26 protein-coding genes are annotated in these 25,262 nt (G+C 66.5%); 15 read left to right on the top strand and 11 right to left on the bottom strand.

What is annotated here, in order from left to right; translation table 11 throughout:
* Positions 1 to 76 precede the first annotated feature (76 nt).
* From IP90_RS11620 to IP90_RS11590, 7 genes are all read left to right on the top strand, one after another.
* Positions 77 to 766, top strand: coding sequence for a LolA-like protein (locus IP90_RS11620; RefSeq protein WP_144899808.1), 690 nt, complete (start codon positions 77 to 79; stop codon positions 764 to 766).
* The gene (locus IP90_RS11615) at positions 708 to 3,776 is read left to right on the top strand and encodes a molybdopterin oxidoreductase family protein (RefSeq protein ID WP_338419619.1); all 3,069 of its coding nucleotides are present in this window, start codon (positions 708 to 710) and stop codon (positions 3,774 to 3,776) included. Before IP90_RS11620 ends, IP90_RS11615 begins: the two co-directional genes overlap by 59 nt.
* Positions 3,773 to 4,000, top strand: coding sequence for a hypothetical protein (locus tag IP90_RS11610; RefSeq protein WP_144899806.1), 228 nt, complete (start codon positions 3,773 to 3,775; stop codon positions 3,998 to 4,000). Before IP90_RS11615 ends, IP90_RS11610 begins: the two co-directional genes overlap by 4 nt.
* Positions 3,997 to 4,764, top strand: coding sequence for a 4Fe-4S dicluster domain-containing protein (locus tag IP90_RS11605; protein WP_144899805.1), 768 nt, complete (start codon positions 3,997 to 3,999; stop codon positions 4,762 to 4,764). Before IP90_RS11610 ends, IP90_RS11605 begins: the two co-directional genes overlap by 4 nt.
* 12 nt (positions 4,765 to 4,776) lie before the next feature.
* The gene (locus IP90_RS11600; RefSeq protein WP_144899804.1) at positions 4,777 to 5,112 is read left to right on the top strand and encodes a hypothetical protein; all 336 of its coding nucleotides are present in this window, start codon (positions 4,777 to 4,779) and stop codon (positions 5,110 to 5,112) included.
* Positions 5,113 to 5,277: 165 nt separating this feature from the next.
* Positions 5,278 to 6,234, top strand: a complete 957-nt coding sequence (locus IP90_RS11595) for a dimethyl sulfoxide reductase anchor subunit family protein (RefSeq protein WP_144899803.1) — start codon at positions 5,278 to 5,280, stop codon at positions 6,232 to 6,234.
* A gap of 74 nt (positions 6,235 to 6,308) precedes the next feature.
* Positions 6,309 to 6,965: a DUF481 domain-containing protein gene (locus IP90_RS11590; RefSeq protein WP_144899802.1), complete on the top strand. Its 657-nt coding sequence runs from the start codon at positions 6,309 to 6,311 to the stop codon at positions 6,963 to 6,965.
* Between the two features lie 125 nt (positions 6,966 to 7,090).
* Here IP90_RS11590 and hemC read toward each other — a convergent pair whose 3' ends face one another.
* The 6 genes from hemC to IP90_RS11560 form a co-directional block, all read right to left on the bottom strand.
* A complete protein-coding gene (gene hemC, locus IP90_RS11585; RefSeq protein WP_144899801.1) occupies positions 7,091 to 8,008 on the bottom strand; it encodes a hydroxymethylbilane synthase in 918 nt (305 codons plus the stop codon).
* 644 nt (positions 8,009 to 8,652) lie between these two features.
* Positions 8,653 to 9,384, bottom strand: a complete 732-nt coding sequence (locus IP90_RS11580; RefSeq protein WP_144899800.1) for a LytR/AlgR family response regulator transcription factor — start codon at positions 9,382 to 9,384, stop codon at positions 8,653 to 8,655.
* A 13-nt stretch (positions 9,385 to 9,397) separates the two neighbouring features.
* Complete coding sequence (locus IP90_RS11575; RefSeq protein ID WP_144899799.1) at positions 9,398 to 10,453, bottom strand: sensor histidine kinase; 1,056 nt, start codon at positions 10,451 to 10,453, stop codon at positions 9,398 to 9,400.
* A 2-nt stretch (positions 10,454 to 10,455) separates the two neighbouring features.
* A complete protein-coding gene (locus tag IP90_RS11570) occupies positions 10,456 to 11,127 on the bottom strand; it encodes an alpha/beta hydrolase (protein ID WP_144899798.1) in 672 nt (223 codons plus the stop codon).
* A 50-nt stretch (positions 11,128 to 11,177) separates the two neighbouring features.
* Complete coding sequence (gene mdoH / locus IP90_RS11565) at positions 11,178 to 13,091, bottom strand: glucans biosynthesis glucosyltransferase MdoH (protein WP_242007576.1); 1,914 nt, start codon at positions 13,089 to 13,091, stop codon at positions 11,178 to 11,180.
* Positions 13,079 to 14,608, bottom strand: a complete 1,530-nt coding sequence (locus IP90_RS11560) for an OpgD/OpgG family glucan biosynthesis protein (protein WP_199753460.1) — start codon at positions 14,606 to 14,608, stop codon at positions 13,079 to 13,081. The genes mdoH and IP90_RS11560 overlap by 13 nt, the downstream gene beginning before the upstream one ends.
* Before the next feature lie 241 nt (positions 14,609 to 14,849).
* On the opposite strand from IP90_RS11560, the gene napE reads away from it, so the two are divergent.
* Genes napE through IP90_RS11530 form a run of 6 tightly spaced genes read left to right on the top strand, consistent with a single transcriptional unit; the run spans position 14,850 to position 19,469 of the window.
* Positions 14,850 to 15,008: a periplasmic nitrate reductase, NapE protein gene (gene napE, locus IP90_RS11555; protein ID WP_242007575.1), complete on the top strand. Its 159-nt coding sequence runs from the start codon at positions 14,850 to 14,852 to the stop codon at positions 15,006 to 15,008.
* A gap of 3 nt (positions 15,009 to 15,011) precedes the next feature.
* Positions 15,012 to 15,530 (top strand): ferredoxin-type protein NapF, encoded by a 519-nt coding sequence (napF, locus tag IP90_RS11550; protein WP_242007574.1) that lies wholly within the window; start codon positions 15,012 to 15,014, stop codon positions 15,528 to 15,530.
* Positions 15,527 to 15,820, top strand: a complete 294-nt coding sequence (locus IP90_RS11545) for a chaperone NapD (protein WP_144899796.1) — start codon at positions 15,527 to 15,529, stop codon at positions 15,818 to 15,820. The genes napF and IP90_RS11545 overlap by 4 nt, the downstream gene beginning before the upstream one ends.
* Complete coding sequence (napA, locus tag IP90_RS11540; RefSeq protein ID WP_144899795.1) at positions 15,817 to 18,318, top strand: periplasmic nitrate reductase subunit alpha; 2,502 nt, start codon at positions 15,817 to 15,819, stop codon at positions 18,316 to 18,318. Before IP90_RS11545 ends, napA begins: the two co-directional genes overlap by 4 nt.
* 9 nt (positions 18,319 to 18,327) lie before the next feature.
* Positions 18,328 to 18,867 carry a nitrate reductase cytochrome c-type subunit gene (locus IP90_RS11535; RefSeq protein WP_144899794.1) on the top strand — a complete coding sequence of 180 codons (540 nt, stop codon included), beginning with the start codon at positions 18,328 to 18,330 and terminating at the stop codon, positions 18,865 to 18,867.
* Positions 18,864 to 19,469, top strand: a complete 606-nt coding sequence (locus tag IP90_RS11530; RefSeq protein ID WP_144899793.1) for a cytochrome c3 family protein — start codon at positions 18,864 to 18,866, stop codon at positions 19,467 to 19,469. The genes IP90_RS11535 and IP90_RS11530 overlap by 4 nt, the downstream gene beginning before the upstream one ends.
* An 84-nt stretch (positions 19,470 to 19,553) precedes the next feature.
* On the opposite strand, the gene IP90_RS11525 is transcribed toward IP90_RS11530, so the two are convergent.
* Both IP90_RS11525 and IP90_RS11520 read right to left on the bottom strand, forming a co-directional pair.
* Complete coding sequence (locus IP90_RS11525) at positions 19,554 to 19,937, bottom strand: response regulator (protein WP_144899792.1); 384 nt, start codon at positions 19,935 to 19,937, stop codon at positions 19,554 to 19,556.
* On the bottom strand, positions 19,934 to 20,116 hold the full coding sequence (locus IP90_RS11520; protein ID WP_144899791.1) for a hypothetical protein: 183 nt from the start codon (positions 20,114 to 20,116) through the stop codon (positions 19,934 to 19,936). The genes IP90_RS11525 and IP90_RS11520 overlap by 4 nt, the downstream gene beginning before the upstream one ends.
* Positions 20,117 to 20,379: 263 nt before the next feature.
* Between IP90_RS11520 and IP90_RS11515 the strand changes: the two genes are divergently transcribed.
* Together IP90_RS11515 and IP90_RS11510 are read left to right on the top strand one after the other, a co-directional pair.
* On the top strand, positions 20,380 to 20,949 hold the full coding sequence (locus IP90_RS11515; RefSeq protein WP_144899790.1) for a COG4315 family predicted lipoprotein: 570 nt from the start codon (positions 20,380 to 20,382) through the stop codon (positions 20,947 to 20,949).
* Between the two features lie 48 nt (positions 20,950 to 20,997).
* Complete coding sequence (locus IP90_RS11510; RefSeq protein WP_144899789.1) at positions 20,998 to 21,453, top strand: BON domain-containing protein; 456 nt, start codon at positions 20,998 to 21,000, stop codon at positions 21,451 to 21,453.
* Here IP90_RS11510 and IP90_RS11505 read toward each other — a convergent pair.
* The 3 genes from IP90_RS11505 to IP90_RS11490 all read right to left on the bottom strand — a co-directional run bounded on the left by IP90_RS11505 (position 21,443) and on the right by IP90_RS11490 (position 25,179).
* Positions 21,443 to 23,596, bottom strand: coding sequence for an amylo-alpha-1,6-glucosidase (locus tag IP90_RS11505; RefSeq protein WP_199753459.1), 2,154 nt, complete (start codon positions 23,594 to 23,596; stop codon positions 21,443 to 21,445). The two genes, IP90_RS11510 and IP90_RS11505, sit on opposite strands and share 11 nt — an antisense overlap.
* Positions 23,597 to 23,610: 14 nt before the next feature.
* Positions 23,611 to 24,048 carry a hypothetical protein gene (locus tag IP90_RS11495; RefSeq protein ID WP_199753458.1) on the bottom strand — a complete coding sequence of 146 codons (438 nt, stop codon included), beginning with the start codon at positions 24,046 to 24,048 and terminating at the stop codon, positions 23,611 to 23,613.
* A gap of 75 nt (positions 24,049 to 24,123) precedes the next feature.
* Positions 24,124 to 25,179 carry a glycosyltransferase family 4 protein gene (locus IP90_RS11490; RefSeq protein WP_144899787.1) on the bottom strand — a complete coding sequence of 352 codons (1,056 nt, stop codon included), beginning with the start codon at positions 25,177 to 25,179 and terminating at the stop codon, positions 24,124 to 24,126.
* Positions 25,180 to 25,262: the final 83 nt, after the last annotated feature.

Below are 25,262 nucleotides of genomic sequence, written 5' to 3'. Positions count from 1 at the left end.
ACAGTGCGGCACCGATGACCGCCGCCAACGCGCCTGCCCGTTAGTTCCTTGCCGCCACCGCCATCCCAGGTGACCCATGACCCGCCGCCCGACCCACCTTTGCCTGAGCCTGTTCTGCCTCGCCCTGCTGGCCGCGTGCAAGCCGCAGGCGTCCGCCGATGCCGCGGCCGCCGTGGATCCCGATACTTCCGCCACGCGAACCGCCTCGCCGGCGGCGAGCATCGCGGCGGTGGCCGATCAGCTCAATCCGTTGCCCAGCCCGCGCGACGAGATCAAGGCGGCGATGGACGCCTTCCTCGCCGTGCGCAGTTTCCACGCCACCATGGAGATGGCCGGCAGCGCGATGCCCGACGGCATGACTACGGAAATGGATTTCGTCGCGCCCGACCGCTACCGCATACGGATGCCGATGGGCACGCAGGTCATCATCGGCGACACCATGCACATGAACGTGCAGGGACGCACGATGAAGATGCCGATGCCCAAGGGCACCCTGGGCCAATGGCGGGATCCGGGCAAGCTGGCCGAGAACCAGGCGACCATGACCGTCGATGCGCAGGGCCGCGAAACGATCGACGGCGTCAGCGCGCGCAAGTATCTGGTGCACAACACCCGGCCGCAACCGACCGACGTGACGATGTGGATCGGCGACGACGACCTGCCGCTGCAGATCCGGCACAGCAGCCACGTGCAGGGCAAGACCGTCGATGCCACGATCCGCTATTCGCGCTACGACGATCCGGCGATCACGATCGACCCCCCGTAGGGCGGACCCAGGCCGCCGTCGCAAACCGGCCATCATCGCGGACGTTTTGACATCGCAATGGCGGACCCGGGCCCGCCTACACTTTCCCGCGCGCCGCGCAGGCACAATACGCGGCATGCGCGCGCCCGCTCCGAAAGAGCCAGCCATCAATACGTCGCCCTCGCCCGGCGACGACGTCCGGACGACCACGTGCTACATGTGCGCGTGCCGCTGCGGCATCAAGGTATGGCTGGCCGACGGCAAGATCCGTTATCTGCAAGGCAATCCCGCGCACCCGGTCAACCAGGGCGTGATCTGCGCCAAGGGCGCGGCGGGAATCATGCAGCACTACTCGCCGGCGCGGCTGGACAAGCCACTGCTGCGCGTCGGCGAGCGTGGCAGCGGCGAGTTCCGCGAGATCGAATGGGACGAGGCGCTGCAGATCGCCACCGGCTGGCTGGCGCCGATCCGCGAACGCAATCCCGATGAACTGGCGTTCTTCACCGGCCGCGACCAGTCGCAGGCGCTGACCGGCTGGTGGGCGCAACAGTTCGGCACGATCAACTACGCCGCGCACGGCGGCTTCTGCTCGGTCAACATGGCTGCCGGCGGGTTGTACACGCTGGGCGGCAGCTTCTGGGAATTCGGCGAACCGGACTGGGAGCACGCGCGTTATTTCATGCTGTGGGGCGTGGCCGAGGACCACGATTCCAATCCGATCAAGCTCGGCCTCGGCAGGCTGAAGGCGCGCGGCGCCAAGATCGTCGCGGTCAATCCGGTACGTACCGGCTATGGCGCGATCGCCGACGAATGGATCGGCATCCGCCCCGGCACCGATGGCCTGTTCGCGTTCGCGCTGATCCACGAACTGCTGCGCATGGACAGGATCGACCTGGACTACCTGGTGCGCTACGCGAATGCGCACTGGCTGGTGATCCGCAATCCCGGCGGCGCCGACGATGGCCTGTTCGCACGCGATGCCGAAGGCAATACGCTGTGCTGGGAGCAGGGCGGCGGGCCGGCACGCGCGGACGCGATCGGCATCGCGCCGGCCGTCGTCGGTGAATTCACGCTAGCCGACGGCAGGACCGCCGTGCCCGTGTTCCAGCTGATCGCCGAACGTTACCTCGATCCGCAATACGCACCCGACGCGGTCAGCGAACGTTGCGGGATTCCTGCCGATACCATCCGCCGCATCGCGCGCGAACTGGCGCAGGCCGCATTCGAAAGCAACCTGACACTCCCGATCGCCTGGACCGATGCCTGGGGTCGCGAGCACGCGGAAATGATCGGCCGCCCGGTGGCGATGCACGCGATGCGCGGCATCAGCGCGCACAGTAATGGTTTCCATACCTGCCGCGCCCTGCACCTGCTGCAGATGCTGCTTGGCGCGGTCGACGCGCCGGGTTCGTTCCGCTACCAGCCGCCGTTCCCGAAATCCGTTGCGCCGCCGAACCGGCCCGGCAAGACGCGCAAGGACAACGGCGCGCTGGATGCGCCGCCACTGGGCTTCGTGCACTCGCCCGACGACCTGCTGGTGGACGCGGCCGGCCGGCCGCGCCGAATCGATCACGCCTATTCGTGGGCTTATCCGCTCTCGGCGCACGGCATGATGCACACCGTGATCCGAAACGCCCACGCCGGCGATCCGTATCCGATCGACACGCTGCTGATGTTCATGGCCAACATGAGCTGGAACTCGGCGATGAATACGCGCGAGACGATGCACTGGCTCACCGACCGCCGCGAGGACGGCGAATACCGCATCCCGCACATCATCTATTCCGATGCCTACGCGTCGGAGATGGTCGCCTACGCCGATCTGGTGCTGCCGGATACGACCTATCTCGAACGCCACGACTGCATCAGCCTGCTCGACCGTCCGATCTCCGACGCCGACGGCGCGGCCGACGCGATCCGCCATCCGGTCTTCGATCCGGCGACGCAACGCGCGGGACGCGACGTGCGCGGCTTCCAGTCGGTACTGCTCGACCTCGGCGCGCGGCTGGGCCTGCCGGGCATGGTGCATGCCGACGGTTCGCCGTTGTACCGCGACTATGCCGACTACATCGTCCGACACGAGCGCGCACCGGGCGTGGGCCTGCTCGCCGGCTGGCGCGGTGAGGACGGCGCGCAGCATGGCAAGGGCGCGCCCAATCCCGAACAGATGCAGCGCTACATCGACAACGGCGGCTTCTGGCGCGAGGAAATCCCGGCGCATGCACGCTATTTCAAGATGGCCAACCGTGGTTACCTGGAATGGGCGCAGCGCTTCGGTTTCGTCGGCTCGACCGAGCCGATCGTGCTGCAGCTGTACTCGGAGACGCTGCAGAAGTTCCGCCTGGCCGCGCAGGGCCATGGCGCGCAGCAGCCGCCGCCCGAACATCGCAAACGCGTGGCGACCTATTTCGATCCGCTGCCGATCTGGTACGAGCCGTTCGAATCGGCGGAGCTCGAAGCCTCCCATTCTCCCCTAGCGGGAGATGGGGCGAGCACAGCGAGTGCTTTTCCCCTGTCCGCCATCACCCAGCGGCCGATGTTCATGTACCACGCCTGGGGCTCGCAGAATGCGTGGCTGCGGCAGATCGCGGCGCGCAATTATCTTTACCTGCATCCTGACACGGGTGCCCGGTACGGCATCGCCGACCTGGATTGGGTGGCGGTCGATTCGCACCACGGATCGATCACCGTGCAGGCGAAGTTCGCCCGCAACATGCAGCCGGACACGGTGTGGAGCTGGAATGCGATCGGCAAGCGCAAGGGCGCGTGGCGCCTGGCCAGGAATGCGCCGGAAAGCTCGCAGGGTTTCCTGCTGAACCATCTGATCTCCGACAAGCTGCCGAAAAGCGACTACGCCAACGCCGATCCGGTCACCGGGCAGGCGGCATGGTTCGATCTGCGCGTGGCGATCCGCAAGGCGGATGGCATCGCTCGGTCGCAACCGCAGTTCGCCGCGCTCGCTTTCGATGAAGCCGACGAAACGCCGCTGCGCTATGGGGCGAGCATGCGCGCCAGGGCGCACGGCCGATGAGGACGCTCAACGCCATCGTGCGTTGGGCCTGCCTGGTCGCCGGCCTCTGCGGCGTGGTCATCAGCGCCTGGGCGTTCATCGACCCGGGCGCCTTTCCTCAGATGCAATCGAGCGCCGCATTTGCGCCACCGTCGTCGCGCTGGCGCGCGGCGTTCGGGTTCCTGTTCTCGCTGCTGCTGGTCGGTTACGGCACCGGACGCCTGCGCCACCGGGAGTTGCCATGACCGCGCTGCCGCCGCCTTCGAAGAAGAAGCTCGGCCTGGTGATCGACCTCGACACCTGCGTCGGCTGCCACGCCTGCGCCACCAGCTGCAAGGAATGGAACGCCGGTGGCATCGCCGGTCCCTTGCTCGACGAACAGCCCTACGGCAAGGATCCGGTCGGCGTCTGGTTCAACCGCGTGCACAGTTACGAAGTCGCGCCGACCTCGGCCTGTGCATCCGGCAACAGCGTCGCGACTGAAGCGACGCAGCCGGCGATGACGCTGCACTTCCCGCGTTCCTGCCTGCACTGCGAGACGCCGGCCTGCGTCACCGTCTGTCCGACCGGCGCCAGCTACAAGCGCGCCGAGGACGGCATCGTGCTGGTCGACGAGGACAAGTGCATCGGCTGCAAGCTGTGCAGCTGGGCCTGCCCCTACGGCGCGCGCGAATACTCGGAAACGCAGGGCGTGATGAAGAAATGCACGCTGTGCGTGGACCGCATCTACAACGAGCACCTGGAAGAAAGCGAACGCCAGCCGGCCTGCGTGCAGGCCTGCCCGACCCGCGCGCGCCACTTCGGCGACCTCGGCGACCCGGAATCGAAAGTGTCCAGACTGGTCGCCGAGCGCGGTGGCGTGGCCCTGATGCCGGAGCTGGGTTACCAGCCGGTCAACCGCTACCTGCCGCCGCGTCCACGCCGCGACGGTGGCGAAACTGTGGCCGCCGACACTGCCACGAAAGCGGCTTCGCCGTTACATTGGCTGGATCGGATATTGAAGCGCTAGGGGAACAAGATCATGAAGATCCTCTTGCTGCTGGTCGCTCCATTTATTACGGCCTATCTGATGAGTTTGTGGCCAAAGTACGCAAAGCCAAAGAGCCGCAATGGCCTATTGATCGGCAGTGCAGTTGTTTTCCTCATGGCATGTGCTCCTGCAGGTGTTCTAATTGCTTCGCTCGGAGACGGCCAGATACTTTGCATGGGGCGTCGCTGTGATCCGGTCTCACTATCAAGTAGTCCATTTACTTACTGGCTTACTTTCGTGCTGTGGTATTTGGTTTGCCTCTTCTTCCTGTCTATTGCGCTCTATGGCTTTAAAACGGCAATCGCTTGGCAACAAAAATCGCACTAACACTTCATTCACGCCCGCTACTTCACGGCCGGAATATTTAGGCGTTAGGACCCATGGCCCTGCTCTTCTTTTTAAAGATGTGAAACGAACGCAGTAACCACCAACCCGTAGCCCGGCCGCGCCAGCCCAGCCCCCAGCCCCCAGCCCCCAGCCCCCAAGAACAGCATGCACCCCGCCCTCTCCGTCATCTTCTTCACCACCCTGTCCGGCGCCGGCTATGGCCTGCTGGTCTGGCTGGGCGTGTCGGTGATGATGCTGCAGTCGCGCGGCGGCATGGCGTCGCCGCTGGTTTCGCTGCAATTGATCGCCACCGGGCTCGCGCTGGTGCTGGTGACGATCGGACTGCTGTGCTCGCTCGGCCATCTGGGCAAGCCGCAGCGCGCGTGGCGGGCGATGTCGCAATGGCGCACCTCGTGGCTGTCACGCGAGGGCGTGCTGTCGCTGCTCACCTATCTGCCCGCGCTGGCGATGTTGTGGTTGCTGTGGCGCGGCGTACGGACGCCGGATGCGGCGGCCCTGCTGGTGGTGGTGGCGATCCTGACCACGTTGCTGGCACTGGCGACGATCAGCTGCACGGCGATGATCTACGCCTCGCTCAAGCCGATTCCTGCCTGGACCCACCCGCTGGTGCTGCCGGGCTACCTGCTGTTTGCTCTGCACGGCGGCGCGGCGCTGCTGTTCCTGCTGATGCTGTGGAAGCTGCCCGGCGACATCGCCGCGGCCGGCCTGTCGAAGATCCTGGCGGTGCTGGGTGTGCTGGCGGGCCTGCTGAAACTGCTGTACTGGCGCGAGACCGACCGCGGCACGCTGCCGACCCGCGGCGCGGCGGTCGGCCTGCCCGGACGCGAAGTCGAAGTGTTCGAACGCCCGCATACCCAAGCCAACTACCTCACCCGCGAGATGGTCTTCGTGGTCGCACGCGAGCATGCGCAGGCGCTGCGCTGGCTGGCACTGGCCCTGTTCGCGGGGGTGCCGCTGCTGGCCGCGCTGGTCCTGTCGCTGTGGCCCAAGGTCGGCGGGCTGCTGTTCCCGCTGACCGTAGTGGCGATACTGGCCGGCACGTTCGTAGAGCGCTGGCTGTTTTTCGCCCAGGCTAGACACATGGTGAGCCAGTACTACTGATTTGCCCATGGCCTTGGGCCCAGCCATGGTTGGCGTGCATAATGTCCATGTAATCGTTTACACGAGGGTTCGCCATGCTGGCCGCCTGGTGGTTCGCCGTGATCGGCCAGCCACTGTCGCCATTGCCGCTGCTCGAGATGCCGGACCAGCCGACGGCGGTCGCGGTCGAGGCCGCGCGCATGTCGGCGCTGCCGACGTGCCTGAGCCTGGTGTGCGGCGACGTCGAATGGAGCGATCGGCAATTCGAGCATTTCCGCACGGCCGACAAGCCGGCGCTGCGGCCGCTGCCCGGAAAGGCGGTGTATCGCACGCGTCTGAGCGCACCCTCCTCGGCGCGCGACTGGGTCGACAGCTATGCCCGTGACTGGCGCGTCGGCACGCGTTACGGAGTCGAAGCCGTGCGCCTGCCGAACACGCAGGTCAAGGTGGTGTTCGGTACCGGTTATCGGCTGCAGCCTTGGGTCGACGATGGCGTCGGCATCACCGGGCCGGTGGCACGCGCCAGCCTCGACCTGCGCCAGCGCCTTGGCGAGCACACGCGGCTGAGCCAGCAGACCTATCTGGAAACCGGGCGCAACAACAATACCTTCGTGCGCAATGCGATCTCCTTCGACGTGGAGATCCGGCCACAGGTAACGCTGCGCTCGGGCGTGGAAACACGCCACGTCGCCAGCGGTGGCGACGGCCGGACCGAGACCGAAGGCTCGGTGAAGCTGCAGTACGCGTTCTGATTCGGCTCACCCGCCGCGCATGCGCGCGTCGCACATCGCCAACAACAGGTCCCTCGCTGCGCTCGGGATGACAGGCAGAAGCACGACGCGACGACCCCGTCCGTTCTGTAACGACACAACAGCGATCAGGCGTGCGGCTGCAACCAGTCGGCGGCGCCCTGCTCCAGCAGCGCCTGCGCCACCTTGGCACCCAGTGCTTCACGCGCTTCCGCGTTGCCCTCGCCTTGGGCACGCAGCAGGCGGCCATCGGCGACCGAACCGACCAGGCCCTGTAACCGCAATTGTCCGCCGTCAAGGCGCGCATGGGCCGCGACCGGCACATGGCAGCTGCCATGCAGGGCTCGATTCATCGCGCGCTCGGCCTCGACGCAGAGGCGCGTGGGCGTGTGGTCCAGCGCAGCGCACAGCGACTGCGTGGCCACATCGTCGTCGCGGCATTCGATCGCGATCGCGCCCTGCGCCGGCGCCGGAATCCAGTCGGGCACCTCAAGCCGCGCCCGGATGCGCGCATCCAGCCCAAGGCGCTCCAGCCCGGCGCAAGCCAGCACGATGGCGTCGTAATCGCCGGCATCGAGCTTGGCCAGGCGCGTGTTGACGTTGCCGCGCAGATCGAGCAGCTGCAGGTCCGGACGGCGTGCGCGCAACTGCGCCTGGCGACGCAGCGACGAGGTGCCGACGCGTGCGCCGTGCGGCAATGCATCGATCGAAGCGAAAGCGTTGCTGATGAAAGCATCGGCGGAATCGGCGCGTTGCAGGATCGCCGGCAGCACGAAGCCCGGCTCGAGCTCCATCGGCACGTCCTTGAGCGAATGCACGGCGCAGTCGGCGTCGCCGCGCTGCATCGCCAGCTCCAGTTCCTTGAGGAACAAACCCTTGCCGCCGATCGCGGCCAGAGAACGGTCCAGCACCTCGTCGCCACGGGTGCTCATCGGCACCAGTTCGACGGCAAGATCCGGGTGCGCGATGCGCAGCTGCGTTGCGACGTGCTCGCTTTGCCAGAGCGCGAGCGGGCTTTTTCTGGTGGCGATGCGTAGGACGGCCATGGACGCATTATCGCCCGCTCTTCGAGCTTTGTAGAGCGGAGCTTGTTCCGTTGCCCTCAAGCCGTCATCCCGGCGAACGCCGGAATCCAGGGTTGGATAGGTTTGCGTTGTCGCGGGTGGCAAGGGCGGTGAGTAAGGGCAAAGATCAAGGGCTTCCGTGCGCTGAAGCGCCCGGGTCACTTTCTTTGCTGGCCCAAAGAAAGTAACCAAAGAAAGGGCCCGAAGCCCGTTTGCGGTGTCGTATTTGCGTTGTGCGGGACAACGGTGACTATCAAGCACGTTGAACAGGTACGGACCGAAATTTGAATGTGACGATGGCTGCAGCTTCGATCCGGCCAGCACCGTTGAAAAAAGCAATCTAGTCAGCGAAGCGAAGCTCCTACCGGCGCCGCGCACAAATTCGGATCGAGAATAAGAGCCATGGCCGCGTAGAGCGATATTCAGCGCTGGATTCAACGAGTGCAACATCCGCACCCACTGCTTCAGGCCCTTTCTTGGGTTACTTTCTTTGGGCCAGCAAAGAAAGTGACTCGGCCGCGACAGCGGACGAAAAACCGAACGAAGTGAGGCAAATCACCGGACCCACCAAGCAAAACCGCGAAGCCAGCTCCGCTACAAGGAAAAGCAGCAAAGCAAGCCCCGCTCTACAGGTGCTTGACTGTTTCCTTCAGCCCGGTGACACAGCGTCGGCTGACTTCCAGCGGCTGCTTGCCGTGGCGCAGGATCGCGTGCACGTGGCCATCCGGTGCACGCTTGAGTTCGATCAGTTCGTGCCGGGCGACCAGGCAGTTGCGATGGATGCGCACGAATCGCTCGCCGAATTCCTCCTCCAGCGACTTCAGCGATTCCTCCAGCAGGTCCTCGCCGCGCGCGTGGTGCACCACCACGTACTTCTCGTCAGCCTGCAGGTAATGCACGTCCTCGATCGGGATCAGCCGCAGGCTGCCGCGGATGCGCGCGCACAGGTGCGTGCGGCGACGGCCGGCCGGTTGCTCGCCGGCGTCGCGTCCGCGGCCGGCGGCATAGGTGCGCGCGCGTTCCAGCGCCGCGGCCAGGCGTTCCGGACGCACCGGCTTGAGCAGATAGTCGATCGCCGCGGCTTCGAATGCCGACAACGCATGCGCGTCGTAGGCAGTGCAGAACACCACGGCCGGTCGCGGATCGAACGCGGCCAGGTGTCGCGCCGCTTCCAGTCCGTCGATGCCGGGCATCGCGATGTCCAGCAGCACCAGGTCCGGATCGTGCTCGGCGCAGGCGTGCAGCGCCTCGCGACCATCGCCGGCCTCGGCGACCACCTGCACACCGGCCTGCTCGGCGAGCAGGTCGCGCAGGCGCTCGCGCGCCAGCGGTTCGTCGTCGGCGATGACAATCTTCAAGCGCGGGCCACCCTCATGGCCGTCTTGCGTATCCCAGCGGCAGGCTGAGTTCGCAGTCATAGTAGCCCTCCGCCCAGCCGGCGGTCATCCGTGCGCGCGGGCCGAAGGCATAGGCCAGGCGATGGCCGATGTTGCGCTGCGCATGGCCGGCACCGTTGCCGTTGTCCGCCGGTGCCTCTGGCGGCGGCGCGGGATTACGCACGCGGATCCGCAGCACGCCTTCGCCGGTTTCCAGTTCGATGTCGACCCTGCCGCCCTCGGACAGGCGCGAGATGCCGTGCAGCACCGCGTTCTCGACCAGCGGCTGCAGGGTCAGGCGCGGCATCGGCAGCGACCACGGCAACGGTTCCTGCTTGCGCCAGGCGATCGACAGCCGCTCGCCGAGGCGCAGCGATTCGATCGCCAGGTAACGCTCCGCCAGTTCCACTTCCTCGGCCAGGCTGGAGTTGCCTTCACCCGCATCGAGCGCAGCGCGAAACAGGTCGGACAGATCCAGCACCGCGCGTTCGGCGACCGCCGGCTGGCTGCGCAGCAGGCTGGCGATCAGGTTCATGCTGTTGAACAGGAAGTGCGGGCGGATCCGCGCCTGCAACGCATCGGCTTGCGCACGTGCGTTGGCGTTGACCTGGGCGCGCCAGCCATCGATCACGTAGAAGTAGCGCAGCGCCAGCGCGGTGATCAACGCGACGATCGCGGCGCTGCCGCCCACGAACGGCCAGAAGCCGGGCAATCCGCCTTCCGAATCGACGCTGGCGAACAGGGCATGCACGATGCCGGCGGCGACGATCGCCACCAGCGACGCCAGCGCCACCGCCAGCAACGACCCGCTGCGCGGCGGCCAGCGCGACAGGTTGCGTCGCATCCGGCACAGCAGCACCGATACGGTCAACGCCAGCCACAGCGCGAAACCACTCGCACGCATGAACGCGACGGCATCCCAGCCACGCGTTCCGTCCGGTGCCAGCATCACCACCACCACCGCCAGTTCGGCCAGACCCAGCAACGTGCCGACGCGGTGCAGCCGGCACAGATCCGGAAACCATGGCTCGCTGGTGCGCGGGTCCGACATGCTCAGGGCGTTGCGAAACGCCGCGACAGCCAATCGCCGAGATCGCGGATCTCTTCCGCACAGACCTGGTGCGCCATCGGGTATGCGTGCCAGTCGATCGCGAAACCCAACGACTCCAGCAAGGTCGCGCTCTGCTCGCCGGCCGCGTACGGCACCACCGGATCGTGCGTGCCATGCGCCATGAACAGCGGCTGCGCATTGGCACCTGCGGCAAGACTCGCAGCGGCCCTGCCTGGAGCAGGCAGGTAGGTCGACAGGCCGACCAGGCCGGCCAGCGGCTCGCGGCGGCGCAACCCGGCCGCCAACGCGATCGCCCCGCCCTGCGAAAAACCGGCCAGCACGATGCGCGAAGCCGGCACGCCGCGTTCGATCTCGCGCGCGATCAGCGCTTCGATCTGCGCGACGGATTCCAGCACGCCGGTTTCATCGGCACGATTGGCCAGGTCGACATCGCGGATGTCGTACCAGGCACGCATGCGCATGCCGCCATTGATGGTAACCGCGCGTTGCGGTGCGTGCGGGAACACGAAGCGCAGCGCGGGCCAGTCGCGCCGTACCAGTTCCGGCACGATCGGCGCGAAGTCGTGGCCGTCGGCGCCGAGGCCATGCAGCCACAGCACCGTCCATTGCGGCGACGGCGCGGTTTCGTGTTCGACGGTTTCCAGTAGCGTCATCGCATCCTCCCCAAGGATCGCGATTGTGCCCCAATTGCAGGGTCGCCCGTTTACTGGCCCGATGCCCTGCTGCGCAGTTCCGACGCGCGCGCCAGCACCGGCGGCGGCGCGGTTTCCTCGGGGATGCGGAAGATGCCGTGTCGACGCAGCCACTGTCCGGGCGCACGCGCCGAGGTCAGCGCGACGATCGGGATCGACAGCACCAGTCCGGCGATCACAGGCGACATCCATGCCAGCAGCGCTGGCGAGATCGCGTAGGCGATGCCGCCGACCAGCAGGCCGAACAGCGTCATGCCGCCGTAACTGCGCACCAGCCCGGACCAGGGCAAGGTGCCGTCGTCGCGGCGCTGGGTTTCCCAGCCCGAATCGCGGCCGGCCAGCACTTCGGCCACGCCGCGCGACTGCACGTACATGGTGATCGGTGCCATCAACGCCGCCAGCAGCGTCTCCAGCAGCAGGCTGAGGAAGGAACGAAGCGCACCGCCGCTGCCGCGGCGCAGGTCGCGATCGAACAGCATCGCGATGTAACCCAGCATTTTCGGCGCCAGCAGGATGGTCATGGTGAACACGAACACCCACAGGAAGCGTTGCGGATCGATCGCGCGCCAGTGCGCGACCGGCGAAAACCCGGGCAGGCCGAGGTTGTTCCAGGTCAATCCGGCCTGGTGCAGCGGGATCGCCAGGCCGATCAGCATCAGCATCGCCCACATCGGCGCGGTGAAGTACTGACCAATGCCGATCAACAGGTGCCAGCGGCTGACCCAGTGCAGGCCCTTGGCCGGCAGCACCGCGCCATGCTGCAGGTTGCCCTGGCACCAGCGCCGGTCGCGCACCAGCATGTCGGTCAGCGACGGCGGTCCTTCCTCGTAGCTGCCGGGCAGGCCCGGCACCATGTGCAGCGCCCAGCCGCCACGACGCAGCAACGCCGCCTCGACGAAATCATGGCTGAGCACGGTGCCGCCGAACGGCTTGTAGCCGCGCAGTTCCGGCAGGCCGGCGTGGGCGGCGAACGCATGCGTGCGGATGATCGCGTTGTGTCCCCAGTAGTTGCTTTCCGCTCCGTGCCACCAGGCGATGCCGTAGGCGACCACCGGCCCGTACACGCGTCCGGAAAACTGCTGCATGCGCGCGAACAGGGTGTTGCCGTTGACGACCACCGGAAAGGTCTGGATCAACGCGACATCGGCATGGCGTTCCATCGCGCCGGCCAGGCGCACGATGGTGTCGCCGGTCATCAGGCTGTCGGCGTCCAGGATCAGCATCTGCGGATAGGCTCCGCCGAAACGGCGCACCCATTCGGCGATGTTGCCGGCCTTGCGCTCGCTGTTGTCGCTGCGACGACGGTAGAACAGGTGTTGCGTGTCACCGAGCCGTGCCCGCAGTGCGTGGAAGGCCTGTTCTTCCGCGACCTGTATCGCCGGCCGAGTGCTGTCGCTGAGCACGAAGAAATCGAACTGCCGGCCCTGGCCGGTGGCCGCGATCGATTCATGGATCGCCTGCAATCCGGCCATCAGGCGTTCGGGATCCTCGTTGTAGGTCGGCATCAGCAGCGCGGTGCGCGTGGACAGCACCGGCAGCGGGCCGTGCGGCGACAGGCCCAGGCGCGCGCGGCGTCGCGACAGCAGCAGCACGAAGCCGGCGACCGCGCTGACGAAGGCCTGCGCGATCCAGGCGAACAGGGCGATGAACAGCAGCAGCAACAGGGTTTCCAGCACGTCGGTGCCGGCGCCGCGCAACACCCACCAGATCTGGTAGGCCGCGAACAGCGTCAGCACCGCGGCGCCGCCGATCACCGCGGTGCGCCGCAGGCGCATGCCATTCGGCGTCGACGGCAGCGTGGCGCGCGGCGATTCGCCCTCGCGCAGCGACTGGATCGGCATCGGCAACGGCGATTCGGCCGGCAGCAGCGGCGCACGTGCGGCATCCAGCGCCGGCGGCGCCGACGAAACGATCATCCGTTCCATCGATACAGCCAGGTTTCCGACAACGGGCCGGAAGCGTCGGTGAGGCGCGCGCGCAGTTCGATATCCGATTGCCCGCGCGGATCCAGTTCGAAGCTCATCCGCCAGTGGCCGTTTTCGGGATTGTGGTAGGCCACGGCATTGCGCAGTTCACCTTTCGAGGCCAGCGCATCGACCTGCGGCTTGGCATCGGCCGGCAGTTTTGCGAGTCGTCCGCCGGCCAGTTCGATCACCATCAGGCGCACGCCGGCCTTGGCGGCCTTGCCGATGCGGGTGCTGGCGACGACCGCCAGTTCCGGCTGCCAGGCATGGTCCCGGCCCCAGTGCAGGCGATAACGGAAACGATGTTCGCTGCCGGCGGCCAGCGCCTGCTGCGGCCGCCAGAACGCGACGATGTTGTCGTGGTATTCGTCTGCGGTCGGGATCTCGACCAGGATCACCCCGCCCTTGCCCCAGTCGTCGCGCGGCTCCACCCACAAGCTCGGACGCTTCTGGTAGTCGGCTTCCAGGTCCAGGTAGTCGGTGAAGGCGCGCTTGCGCTGCATCAATCCGAAGCCGCGCGGGTTCTCGTCCTGGAACGCGCTCATCTGCACCGCACGCGGATTCTGCAGTGGCCGCCACACCTGCTCGCCGCGGCCGTTCAACATCGCCAGGCCATCGGAATCGTGCACGGCCGGGCGGTAGTCGTCGATGCCGAGGCGGTCGCTGGCGTCGAAGTCGAACATGCTGGTCAGCGGCGCGATGCCGGCATGCGCCAATTCGACGCGCGGATACAGATGCATGTCGACGTCGAAGATGGTGTCGACGCCGGGCCGGATCGAAAAGCGGAACGCCGCCGCCGCGCTGGGGCTGTCGAGCAGCGCGTGCACCACCACGGCATCGGCACCGGGTGCCGGACGCTCCAGCCAGAACGCCTTGAAGACCGGGAATTCCTCCGGCTGCGGGTCGCCGGTGTTCAGCGCCAGGCCACGCGCCGACAAGCCATAGGCCTGACCCTTGCCGACGGCGCGGAAATAACTGGCGCCTAGGAATACCGCGACCTCGTCGAAGTAATCCGGGCGGTTGATCGGCGCATGCAGGCGGAATCCGGCGAACCCCAGGTCCTGCGCCTGGGGCACCGGCGAGCGTCCGTAGGTGAACTGGTCCGTGGCATATGCGAACACGGCGGCCTTGCCGTCGCGCACGGTGTAGATGTCGACGCGGTCCTTGTGCAGGAAGCCGCGATGGAAGAACTGCGCCTGGAACGGCAGCCCGGCGTCGCGCCATAGCGCGCGATCCGCTTTGTAGCGATAGTCGCGGTACTGGTCGTAACCGATCCGGTCGAGTGCGGGCGGCAGCGCCCGGTCGGGCGGCTGGAAAGGTCGCGCGGCCAGTTCGCGCGCCAGCGTCGGCACGGTGCCGTCATCGAATGGTGTTGCAGCGTCGGCAGGCGCCGCAGCTGCGACACGCAACCAGCTGCCGCCGACCAGGCCCGCAAGTGGCAACGACATTCCCGCCAGGATGACTTCTCGACGTCGCACGAACACTCCTTGCGGCACTGCACCGCTGCGCATTCTAGGACTGTTTGCGATGACGGCGGCGCGCAGCATTCAGTTGCGGTGCGGATTGCGGGGCAGATGCCCACGAGCCGTGCCCGTGCCATGCAACTGGCGGCCGCCGGACGCAGCCGCGTGTAAACGCATTCACGCCATGGCGCGAGCATGGCGTTATCCTCATCGCAGCCGTCACCGAGTCTGTCGTACAGATAGGGGGACACGCCACTTGCACGCACCATCCGACGACGCCGGAAAACGCCGCGAGCGCAACCTTTTCCTGTTCCTGACGGTGGTGCTGTTTCCACTGCTGTCGATCGGAATCGTCGCCGCCTACGGTTTCGCGGTCTGGATCTGGCAGATCTTCAACGGGCCGCCAGGCAGCTGACCGGTGGCCGCTGTCGCCGATCCGCTGCCCCGCCTGAGTCGACGCGCCCTCCTGTGTGGCGAACTGCGTGCCCGGCCAGCACAGCCGCGTCCGCCCTGGGCCCTGGCGGAGGCCGATTTCCTGCGCGCATGCACCGCTTGCGGCGATTGCCTGTCGGCCTGTCCCGAACAGGTGCTTGTGCGCGATGCTGACGGTCGCGCCATCTTCGAGCCGCAACAAGGCGAATGCACCTTCTGCGGCGATTGCGCGACGGCCTGCGCCGCCGGCGCGATCGACCGCGCGCGCGTCGCATCACCATGGCACTGGACCGCCGAGGTCAGCGATGCCTGCCTGACGCGCAGCGGCGTGGTCTGTTCGAGCTGCCGCGATGCCTGCGGCGAGTCGGCGATCCGCTTCCATCCCGTGATCGGCGGCGTGTCGCAGCCGCAATTGGACAGCGCACGCTGCACCGGTTGCGGTGCCTGCATCAGGGCCTGCCCGGTGTCCGCCATCGCCCTCGTCCAGCCCGGGGCCGCGCCATGACCGACGACCTGCACATCGCCAGCCTGGTGGTGCAGCATCGGCCCACGGCATGCGCCGCGCTCGAAGCGATGGTGGCGTCGACGCCGGGACTGGAGATCGCGCTGCAGGGTGGGATCCAGAGCGTGCTGTTGCAGGAAAGCGCGGACACCGCCGGGCTGATGGCCAGCATCGACCGGCTGCGCGACCTGCCCGGCGTGCTCAACGTCAATCTGGTGTACCACCACGTCGAGCCGCGCGCGATGCTCGACCGCCCCATCGCATCCGCTTCGGTCCAGGGAGAACCGGCATGACCACGCGTCGCGAATTCATCCGCACCACTGCCATCGCCACGGCCGCCACCGCCGCCGGCCTGCCATTGCCGGCCAGCCTCGCCGAAGTCGCCGGTGCCGTCATCGAGGCCAATCCCAACGCGCTGAAGTGGAGCAAGGCACCATGCCGCTACTGCGGCACCGGCTGCGGCATCAACGTCGCGGTCAGCAACGGCCGCATCGTTGCCACGCATGGCGACGTGCACGCCGAGGTCAACCGCGGGCTGAACTGTGTCAAGGGCTATTTCCTGTCGAAGATCCTGTACGGCGGCGACCGCCTGACCACGCCGATGCTGCGCAAGAAGAACGGCCAGTACGCGAAGGATGGCGAGTTCACTCCGGTCGAATGGGACGAGGCCTTCGACGTGATGGCCGCGCAGTTCAAGCGCGTGCTCAAGGAGAAGGGACCGGCCGCGATCGGCATGTTCGGTTCCGGGCAATGGACCATCTGGGAAGGCTATGCCGCCAACAAGCTGATGAAGGCCGGCTTCCGCAGCAACAACATCGATCCCAACGCGCGCCATTGCATGGCGTCGGCGGCGAGCGGCTTCATGCGCACCTTCGGCATGGACGAGCCGATGGGCAGCTACGACGACATCGAGGCGGCCGACGCGTTCGTGCTGTGGGGCTGCAACATGGCCGAGATGCATCCGATCCTGTGGACGCGCGTCACCGATCGTCGTCTGTCGCATCCGCACGTGCGGGTCGCGGTGATGTCGACCTTCGAGCATCGCAGCTTCGAACTGGCCGACACCCCGATCATCTTCAAGCCGCAGACCGACCTGGTCATCCTCAACTACATCGCCAACCACATCATCCAGAGCGGGCGCGTCAACCGCGAATTCGTCGACAAGCACACCTCGTTCAAGCGCGGCAACGACGACATCGGCTACGGCCTGCGCCCGGACAATCCGCTGGAGGTCAAGGCCAAGCACGCCAAGGACCCCAATGGCGGCGAGGTGATCGACTTCGAGCAGTTCGCGGCCTTCGTCGCACCGTACACGCTGGAAAAAGCGGTGGAGGTGAGCGGCGTCGAGCGCGGCTGGCTGGAGCAGCTGGCCGAGATGTATGCCGACCCGAAGGTCAGGGTGATGTCGTTCTGGACGATGGGCTTCAACCAGCACACGCGCGGCGTGTGGGCCAACAACATGGTCTACAACATCCACCTGCTGACCGGGAAGATCTCCACGCCGGGCAACAGCCCGTTCTCGCTGACCGGGCAGCCTTCCGCGTGCGGCACCGCGCGCGAAGTCGGCACCTTCAGTCATCGCCTGCCCGCGGACATGGTGGTGGCCAATCCCGAGCACCGCAGACACGCGGAGGAAATCTGGAAGGTGCCGCCCGGCACCATCCAGGCCAAGGACGGTTACCACGCGGTGCAGCAGAACCGCATGCTCAAGGACGGCAAGCTCAACGCGTACTGGGTGCAGGTCAACAACAACATGCAGGCCGCGGCCAACCTGGAGCAGGAGACCTATCCGGGCTATCGCAACCCCGACAACTTCATCGTCGTTTCCGATGCCTATCCGACCGTGACCTGCCAGGCGGCCGACCTGATCCTGCCCGCCGCGATGTGGGTGGAAAAGGAAGGCGCCTACGGCAACGCCGAACGCCGTACCCAGTTCTGGCACCAGCTGGTCGATGCGCCGGGCTCGGCGCGTTCCGACCTGTGGCAGCTGATGGAATTCTCCAGGCGCTTCACCACCGACGAATGCTGGCCGGCCGAGACCCTGGCCGCGTATCCGCAGTTCAAGGGCAAGACCCTGTTCGAGGTGCTGTTCCGCAACGGCAAGGTCGACCGTTTCCCGACCAGCGACATCGAGGCCGGCTATGCCAACCACGAGTCGGAGGCCTTCGGTTTCTACGTGCAGAAAGGCCTGTTCGAGGAATACGCCGAGTTCGGTCGTGGCCATGGCCACGACCTGGCGCCATTCGACATGTACCACCAGGCGCGCGGCCTGCGCTGGCCGGTGGTCGATGGCAAGGAAACGCGACGGCGCTACATCGAGGGCGCCGATCCGTACGTCAAGTCCGGCGAAGGCCACAAGTTCTACGGCAATCCCGACAACCGCGCGGTGATCTGGGCCTTGCCCTACGAGCCGCCACCGGAAGTGCCCGACGACGAATACGACCTGTGGCTGGTCACCGGCCGCGTGCTGGAACACTGGCATTCCGGATCGATGACGATGCGCATACCGGAGCTCTACCGCTCGTTCCCGTCGGCGGTGGTGTTCATGCATCCGGACGACGCCCGGCAACGCGGCTTCAAGCGTGGCGAAGAGGTCAAGGTGGTATCGCGGCGCGGCGAGATGCGCAGCCGCATCGAGACGCGCGGGCGCAACCGCATGCCGCGCGGGCTGGTATTCGTGCCCTGGTTCGACGCCGCGCAGCTGATCAACAAGGTCACGCTGGACGCCACCGATCCGATCTCCAAGCAGACCGATTACAAGAAATGCGCCGTCAAAGTGGTGATTGCCTAGGAGCCCGTCATGCGTGCAGTCCGCTTTCTCCTGCTGACAGGCCTGGTCGCGACGTTGCCGTGGATCGGTGCGTGCGACCGCGGATCGGAACGGGCGCACCAGCCGCCGCCTTCGCAGCCGGTCAGCGCGCGCGGCAACCCGGCGCGTGACATCGATCCGCTCCGGCGCCATGTGCCGATCATGGAAGAAGTCTCGCCGTTGCCGATGGCGCGCGTCGAAAACTTCGATGTCCGCCGCGGCCGCGCGTACCCGATGCAGCCGCCGACCATTCCCCACACCACCGACGGCTACCAGGTCACGCTCCACACCAACCGCTGCATGCTGTGCCACGCGCGCGCCAACGCGCCGCAGTTCCAGGCGCCGGAGGTCAGCGTCACCCACTACATGGATCGCGACAACCAGTTCCTCGCCACGATTTCGACCCGCCGCTACTTCTGCCTGCAGTGCCACGTCACCCAGACCGATGCGCAGCCGCTGGTCGCCAACACCTTCAAGGACATCGACAGCGTGCTCGCCGAGCAGCGCGCACGACGCGAGCTGCCGCAATGAGCCTGGCGCAGCGCGCCAGGGACTGGCTGACGCCGTTCTGGCGGACGCTCCGCTCGCCCAGCGTCCACTACAGCCTGGGTTTCCTGACCCTCGGCGGCTTCATCGCCGGCATCCTGTTCTGGGGCGGCTTCAATACCGCGCTGGAAGCGACCAACACCGAGAAGTTCTGCACCAGTTGCCACGAGATGCGCGACAACGTTTTCGAGGAACTCAAGACCACGATCCACTACACCAACCGCTCGGGCGTGCGTGCGACCTGCCCGGACTGCCACGTCCCGCACGAATGGACCGACAAGATCGGTCGCAAGATGCAGGCCTCCAAGGAGGTCTGGGGCAAGATCTTCGGCACCATCAACACGCGGCAGAAGTTCCTCGAACATCGCCGCACGCTGGCCGAACACGAATGGGCGCGGCTGAAGGCCAACGACTCGCTGGAATGCCGCAACTGCCACGACTACGACTCGATGGACCTCACCCGCCAGGCCTCGCGCCCGGCGCGGATCCATCGCCAGTTCCTCGGCACCGGCCAGCGCACCTGCATCGACTGCCACAAGGGCATCGCGCACCAGTTGCCCGACATGACCGGCGTGCCGCAAGGCTAGAAACCGACGCGTTCCCTGCGGGCCATCGTCATCGGATGATGTCACCCGGACTATCCATGCCCGCGTCCGCGGTTCCGTGCGTCATCACGTTGCAGCGCGTCCCGTGGTCCCGGGCGCATCGGCAAGCAGCGAACCGATCGCCGCCAGAATGTCCTGCGGCGCGTACGGCTTGTGTACAGTCAGGTGACTGCGATAGGGCTGCGGGATATCGCACTCGCTGTAACCGGACGCGAATGCATAGGGCACGCCACGCCGTTCCAGCAGGTCCGCCAATGGATAGGCGGTAATGCCGTCGCCGAGATTGATGTCCAGGATCGCCGCATCGAGCGGCATGTCGCGTGCCAGCTTCATCGCCCGCTCCAGCTTGCCGGCGCTGATCACGTCGTAGCCGGCGTCCGCCATGATCTCCTCGAGCATCATGGCCAGGTGCATCTGGTCCTCGACCATCAGGATGCGGGCGGGCGTCATGGCCCAGGCTCCGGTAACGGGATATCCAGCGTGCAGACTACGCCGGCGACGTTGAAGTCCAGTGAAACCGTGCAGTCCAGTTCGTCGCGCAGGCCCTGGGTGATCAGGCGCGTGCCGAAGCCGCGGCGACGCGGCGGCGGCACCGGAGGACCATCGTGTTCGCTCCAGCGCAGATGCAACGTGGAATCCGCGCGCGGATCGATTGCCGCATCCCGGCGTGCAGTGAACTAATTTCACGGCCTGCATATGCTGCGCGACGCGGATATTCGCAGATACCCCGCCGGATTCGCCATCCTCATAACTCCAATCTCACTTGGCGGTTATGCGTTCCGGTGCATGTTCCATCTCGTCGGCCGCGGCCCGTCCGACCTGAAATCGCAGCGATGATCGGTGCGCGGCACTTCGATGCTGGAGACCGCGCCAACGAAAACAGGAGGATTTCATGAAATACATCTTGCCTCTCGGGCTGGCGCTGTCCTTCGTCATGGCCCTGCCCGCTTGCCGGCGTGGCGAAGACGCCGCGCCGTCGGTGACGCGCGGCCAGCCTGAATCACAGCCTTCAACGCAGTCTTCGACGCGACCGACGCCCCAACCCAACGCGCCGGACGGTACCGGTACGCAAGGCGTTCCGGACACCTCGGAGGTGAGCCTGAAAGCGACGGCCACTGCGGACGGATCTCCAGGTCATGTCACGGACCGCGCTGGCAGCGCCGTCTATTTCCTGCGCGGCAACGAAGACGGCACCAAATGCGATACCGCCTGCGAAGAGGCATGGCCGCCGGTGCTGGCAACGCAGGCGCGACCGGTCGCCGGCGAAGGCATCCAGGCCGAAAAGCTGGGCATGCTCGCCCGCACCAATGGCGCGTTGCACGTCACCTACGCCGGACATCCGGTGTACCGCTATGCCGCCGACCGCGGCGCGGGACGTACCGCAGGCCATGGCGTCGAGGATCAATGGGGCAGCTGGTCGTTGCTGCAGGCAGACGGAAAACCCGTGGCCGCCAGGCAGTAGACATCCGAGCCTTTCGTTTCACTGCAAGCGCTGCAATGGAGGAGATCGATGAACAACGTATTCAAGCTTGCCACCGCATTCACCCTGGGCGCGGTGGCGATGTATTACCTGGATCCCGCGGTCGGGCGCCGCCGCCGGGCCATGGTGCGCGACAAGGGGACCGCGGCCGTCCACGACATCGAGAGGTATGGTCGCGCCAAATCCAGGCGCGCGGCCGATCGCATGCAGGGAGCGGTCGCCAGGACGCGGGCGAAGTTGTCGCGCCGCGAAGTCGACGACAGCCGGCTTCACGACCGGATCCGTGCACGGCTCGGCCGCCTGATCGCGCACCCCGGCGCGGTGCAGGTCGACGTGCGCCACGGACATGTCGTGCTTCGCGGCAGCGTGCCGCAGGCGGACGCCGAATCACTGACCGAGGCGTTAGCGGCAATGCAGGGCGTGCGCGGCCTGGACAACGAGCTGTCGATCGCCGACGCCGTCGGGGATGTGCAGACTACGGCTTGAGCTCCGCCTCTGCGCCGTGCTGGGCGCGGTCCGCTGACTGCAGGACTTCGGCATCGCCATCGCTTTCCCCGGTGGACACCAGGACCTGGTCGTCGCTGCGCCGGAATATCAAGTCCAGCGTGCGCTCACCGACGCGCAAGCCACGGACCTTGATGTCGTCCACGCCGATCGGTAATTGCGGCTGCACCACCTGCAGCCGATCCGCGTGGCCATCGATGACGATGCCAAGACAGGCTTGTGCGAGCATGAAAGGCGAACCTGCGGCCCATGCCTGCGGCAGGCAGGCGACCGGATAGGCGACGGGATTGGCGTCCTGCGCGCGCGAGAACCCGCAGAACAGTTCCGGCACGCGGTAGTCGAAATGCACGGCAGCCTCGAAGGCTTCGCGCAACAGCACCACGGCCGCGTCGCGACGCCCGTAGCGGGCCATGCCCGCAGCACAGATCGCGCTGTCGTGCGGCCAGATCGAACCGTTGTGGTACGACATCGGATTGAACCGCGCCTCGCCCTGGGCCAACGTGCGCAGGCCCCAGCCAGTGCGGAACCGGGGGCTCATCAGCTGTTCGCAGACGCGTTCGGCACGCGACTCCTGCGGCAGCCCGACGTAGAGCAGGTGACCGGGGTTGCTGGCCAGCACATCGCACAGCACGCCGTTGCCATCCACGGCGATGCCGTAGTAGCCGCGTTCCTCGCTCCAGAAATGCCGCTCGACCGCTTCGCGCAATGCGCCTGCGCGCGCGTCCCAGTGCTCGCTGGCCGCAGCGTCGCCACGGCGGCGCGACAAGGCCGCGATGCCGCGCAGCGCGGCGAATGCATAACCCTGCACTTCGACCAGCGCGATCGGCCCGACCGGTGCGCGTCCGTCGCGATGGAACACCGAATCCTCGCTGTCCTTCCATCCCTGGTTGGCCAGGCCCGAGTGCTCGCCGCGCGCATAGTCGAGGAAACCGAGGCGATTGGCGTCGCGGACCTGCTCGATCCAGCCCACCGCCGCAACCAGCGCGGGCCATATGCGTTCGATGAAGTCCATGTCGCCGGTACGCGTGGCGTAGGCGTGCGCCAGCATCACGAACAGCGGCGTGGTGTCGACGCCGCCGTAGTACAGTCCGAACGGCAACTCGCGCAGCGCCGCCATTTCCCCCTTGCGCGTTTCGTGCATGATCTTGCCCGGCGCCGCGTCCTGGAACGTCGAGACTTCGCGGGCCTGGTGCTTGGCCAGGAAGGCGAGCACGCCGCGCGCGAGCGCTGCATCCAGCCACAGCGTCTGCAATGCGGTGATCACGGCATCGCGCCCGAACGGCGTCGAGAACCAGGGAATGCCGGCGTAGGGATAGGGACCGGTTTCGAGATCGCTGGTCAGCAATGCCAGATCCGCCTGCGAGCGCCGCATCCACGCGTTGAACAACGGACTGCTGCTGCGTAACCGGCTGCCGCGACGATTGCGTGCGCGGATGCGCAGGCGCGCGCGCGCCGCGGCGGAACGAAAGCGCTCGCGGCCGGCTTCCGCGATCGGCTCATCGCCGACCTCCACGTACAGTTCGTCGCGCGCGCCCGGCGGCAGGTAGAACGCGAACTGCAGGAATCCCGGCCCGGCCGCGGTCGGCGCGCGCGAGAATGTCACGCAGGAGGTGCGGGTGACGCCGTCCAGGCCGCGATAGCGCAACAAGAGCCCATTGCCGGCGGCCTCGGCCGGCAGCAGTTCGCCGCGCGCGGCGCGGATGCTGCCGCGAACCTCGAACATGTCGCGGAAGTCGGCCGCCAGTTCGAACCGTGCCGGCAGCACGATCGGCTGGTCGCCGAAATTGCTGCAGACGATGCGCTCGTGCAGGCGGCTGTCGGTGACGAACTGCGTGCGCGCGATGTATACCAGTCCCTGCGGCATCGACGGATAGCCAAGCGGGCTGAGCGGCCGGTTGGTCAGGTGGGCGCGGAAGAAGACGTTGTCGCGGCTGACCGACGAACTCAGCAGCAACGGCGTGCCGCCATCGATCTGCATCGCATAGCAGGAAAGCAGCCGCGTGTCGTGATGGAACAGGCCTTGGCTTTCGCCACTGATGTTGCCCTCGCGGTCGGCCACCACGAAGGTATCGCCATCCTTGAGTACGTGCGTGGTACCCAGGCCCTGTCGCGCTGACGATTCCACCGCCGCCGGCCGGATCAGCTGCGCTCGCGCGCCGTTTTCCTGGCCGCTGTCTTGCGTTTGGCCGCCTTCTTGCCGGCTTTCTTGGCGGCTTTCCTGGCGGTCTTCTTGGTGGCCTTCTTCGCCGTCTTGCGGGCAGCCTTCTTCGTGCTCTTCTTCGCCGTCTTGCGGGTAGTCTTCTTCGCCGCCTTCTTGGTGGCCTTCTTCGCAGTCTTCTTGGTGGCTTTCTTGGCCGCCTTCTTGGTGGTCTTGCTGGTGGACTTCCGGCCCGACTTCTTTGTGGCTTTCCTGGTCGCGCGCTTCTTCTTGCCGCCGCCATCCTGTTTGTTGACCGTGGCCCAGGCGATCCGCTCGGCGGCTTCATCGGAGCGGCCCTGCTCCTTTTCGCTCTCCTCGATCTTCTCCGCCTGGCGCTTCTGCTTGTCGGTGTAGCTGGATTTGTCGCCGCGTGGCATGACGTACTCCTGCCGGAATGACAGCATCGATATGCCGCAAACGGCGTTAACACAGTGGCAAGAATGCAACTGCGATCACGCCGAACGCCGGCGCGTCTCGTCCTGGCTGATCAGTTGCCAATACAGTTTGAGGTAGGTACGGGCCATGACCGCCGACGTGAAGCGGCGTTCGAACACGTCGCGGATCGCGCGGCGATCGTACGCGGACACATCGCCGATCGCGGCGACGCCTTCGTCGAGCGAGCGCACGATGCGACCGGTGATGCCGTCATCCACCACCTCGGGCACGGAACCGCATTCCCAGGCCACCACCGGCGTACCGCAGGCCATCGCCTCGATCATTACCAGGCCGAACGGTTCGGGCCAGTCGATCGGGAACAGCAGCGCGGTTGCGCGGCCGAGAAAATCGGCTTTCTCGCGGTCGTTGATCTCGCCGACGAACTCGATCGACGCATCGTCCAGCAAGGGCACGATCGATTCCTGGTAATAGGCCTGGTCGACGACATCGACCTTGGCGGCGATCTTCAACGGCAACCCGGCCCGCTTCGCCATGGCGATGGCGCGATCGACGCGCTTCTCCGGCGAGATGCGGCCGAGGAAGGCAAGATAGCCGCCCTCCGCGCGCGCGCTGAACGGGCACAGTTGGTCCGGCAAACCGTGATGGACCGTGCCGATCCAGCGTGCGTCCGGCAATGGACGGCGCTGATGATCGGAGATCGACGCCAGCGGGAACTGCGGCCAACGCGCATATGCGACCGGAAGGTCCTTAAGGTCAAGGCGGCCGTGCAGCGTCGTTATCGTGCGCTGCGGACAATGCGCGAAGAACGGGTAATGCAGCAGGTCGACGTGGAAATGCAGGATGTCGAACTGATCCGCGCGCCGCGAGACTTCGTGCAGCATCGCCAGGTGCACGGCCAAGTCCGACTTGAGCGGCGCCGGATCCAGCCGGATCGACTGGTCGCGACACGGCACCAGCGTGGCGCGGGTATCGGCATCGGCCGCGGCGAACAGGGTCACCTCATGCCCGGCATCGACCAGGGCATCGGTAAGGTGCGCCACCACACGCTCGGTGCCGCCGTAAAGACTCGGTGGAACCGCCTCGTATAGTGGCGCGATCTGGGCAATTCGCACGGTGGATCTCCTGCCTGTAGCGTTCGCTGCAACCTACGGCGGCGATCGTGCAAACCGCGTGCACTGCCAACCCTTCCGACGCG

Source organism: Luteimonas cucumeris, from assembly GCF_007830035.1.
GTDB classification, from domain to species: domain Bacteria; phylum Pseudomonadota; class Gammaproteobacteria; order Xanthomonadales; family Xanthomonadaceae; genus Luteimonas_C; species Luteimonas_C cucumeris.
The sequence above is the reverse complement of the archived record's forward strand: the minus strand, read 5'-3'. Positions and strand labels throughout refer to the sequence as shown.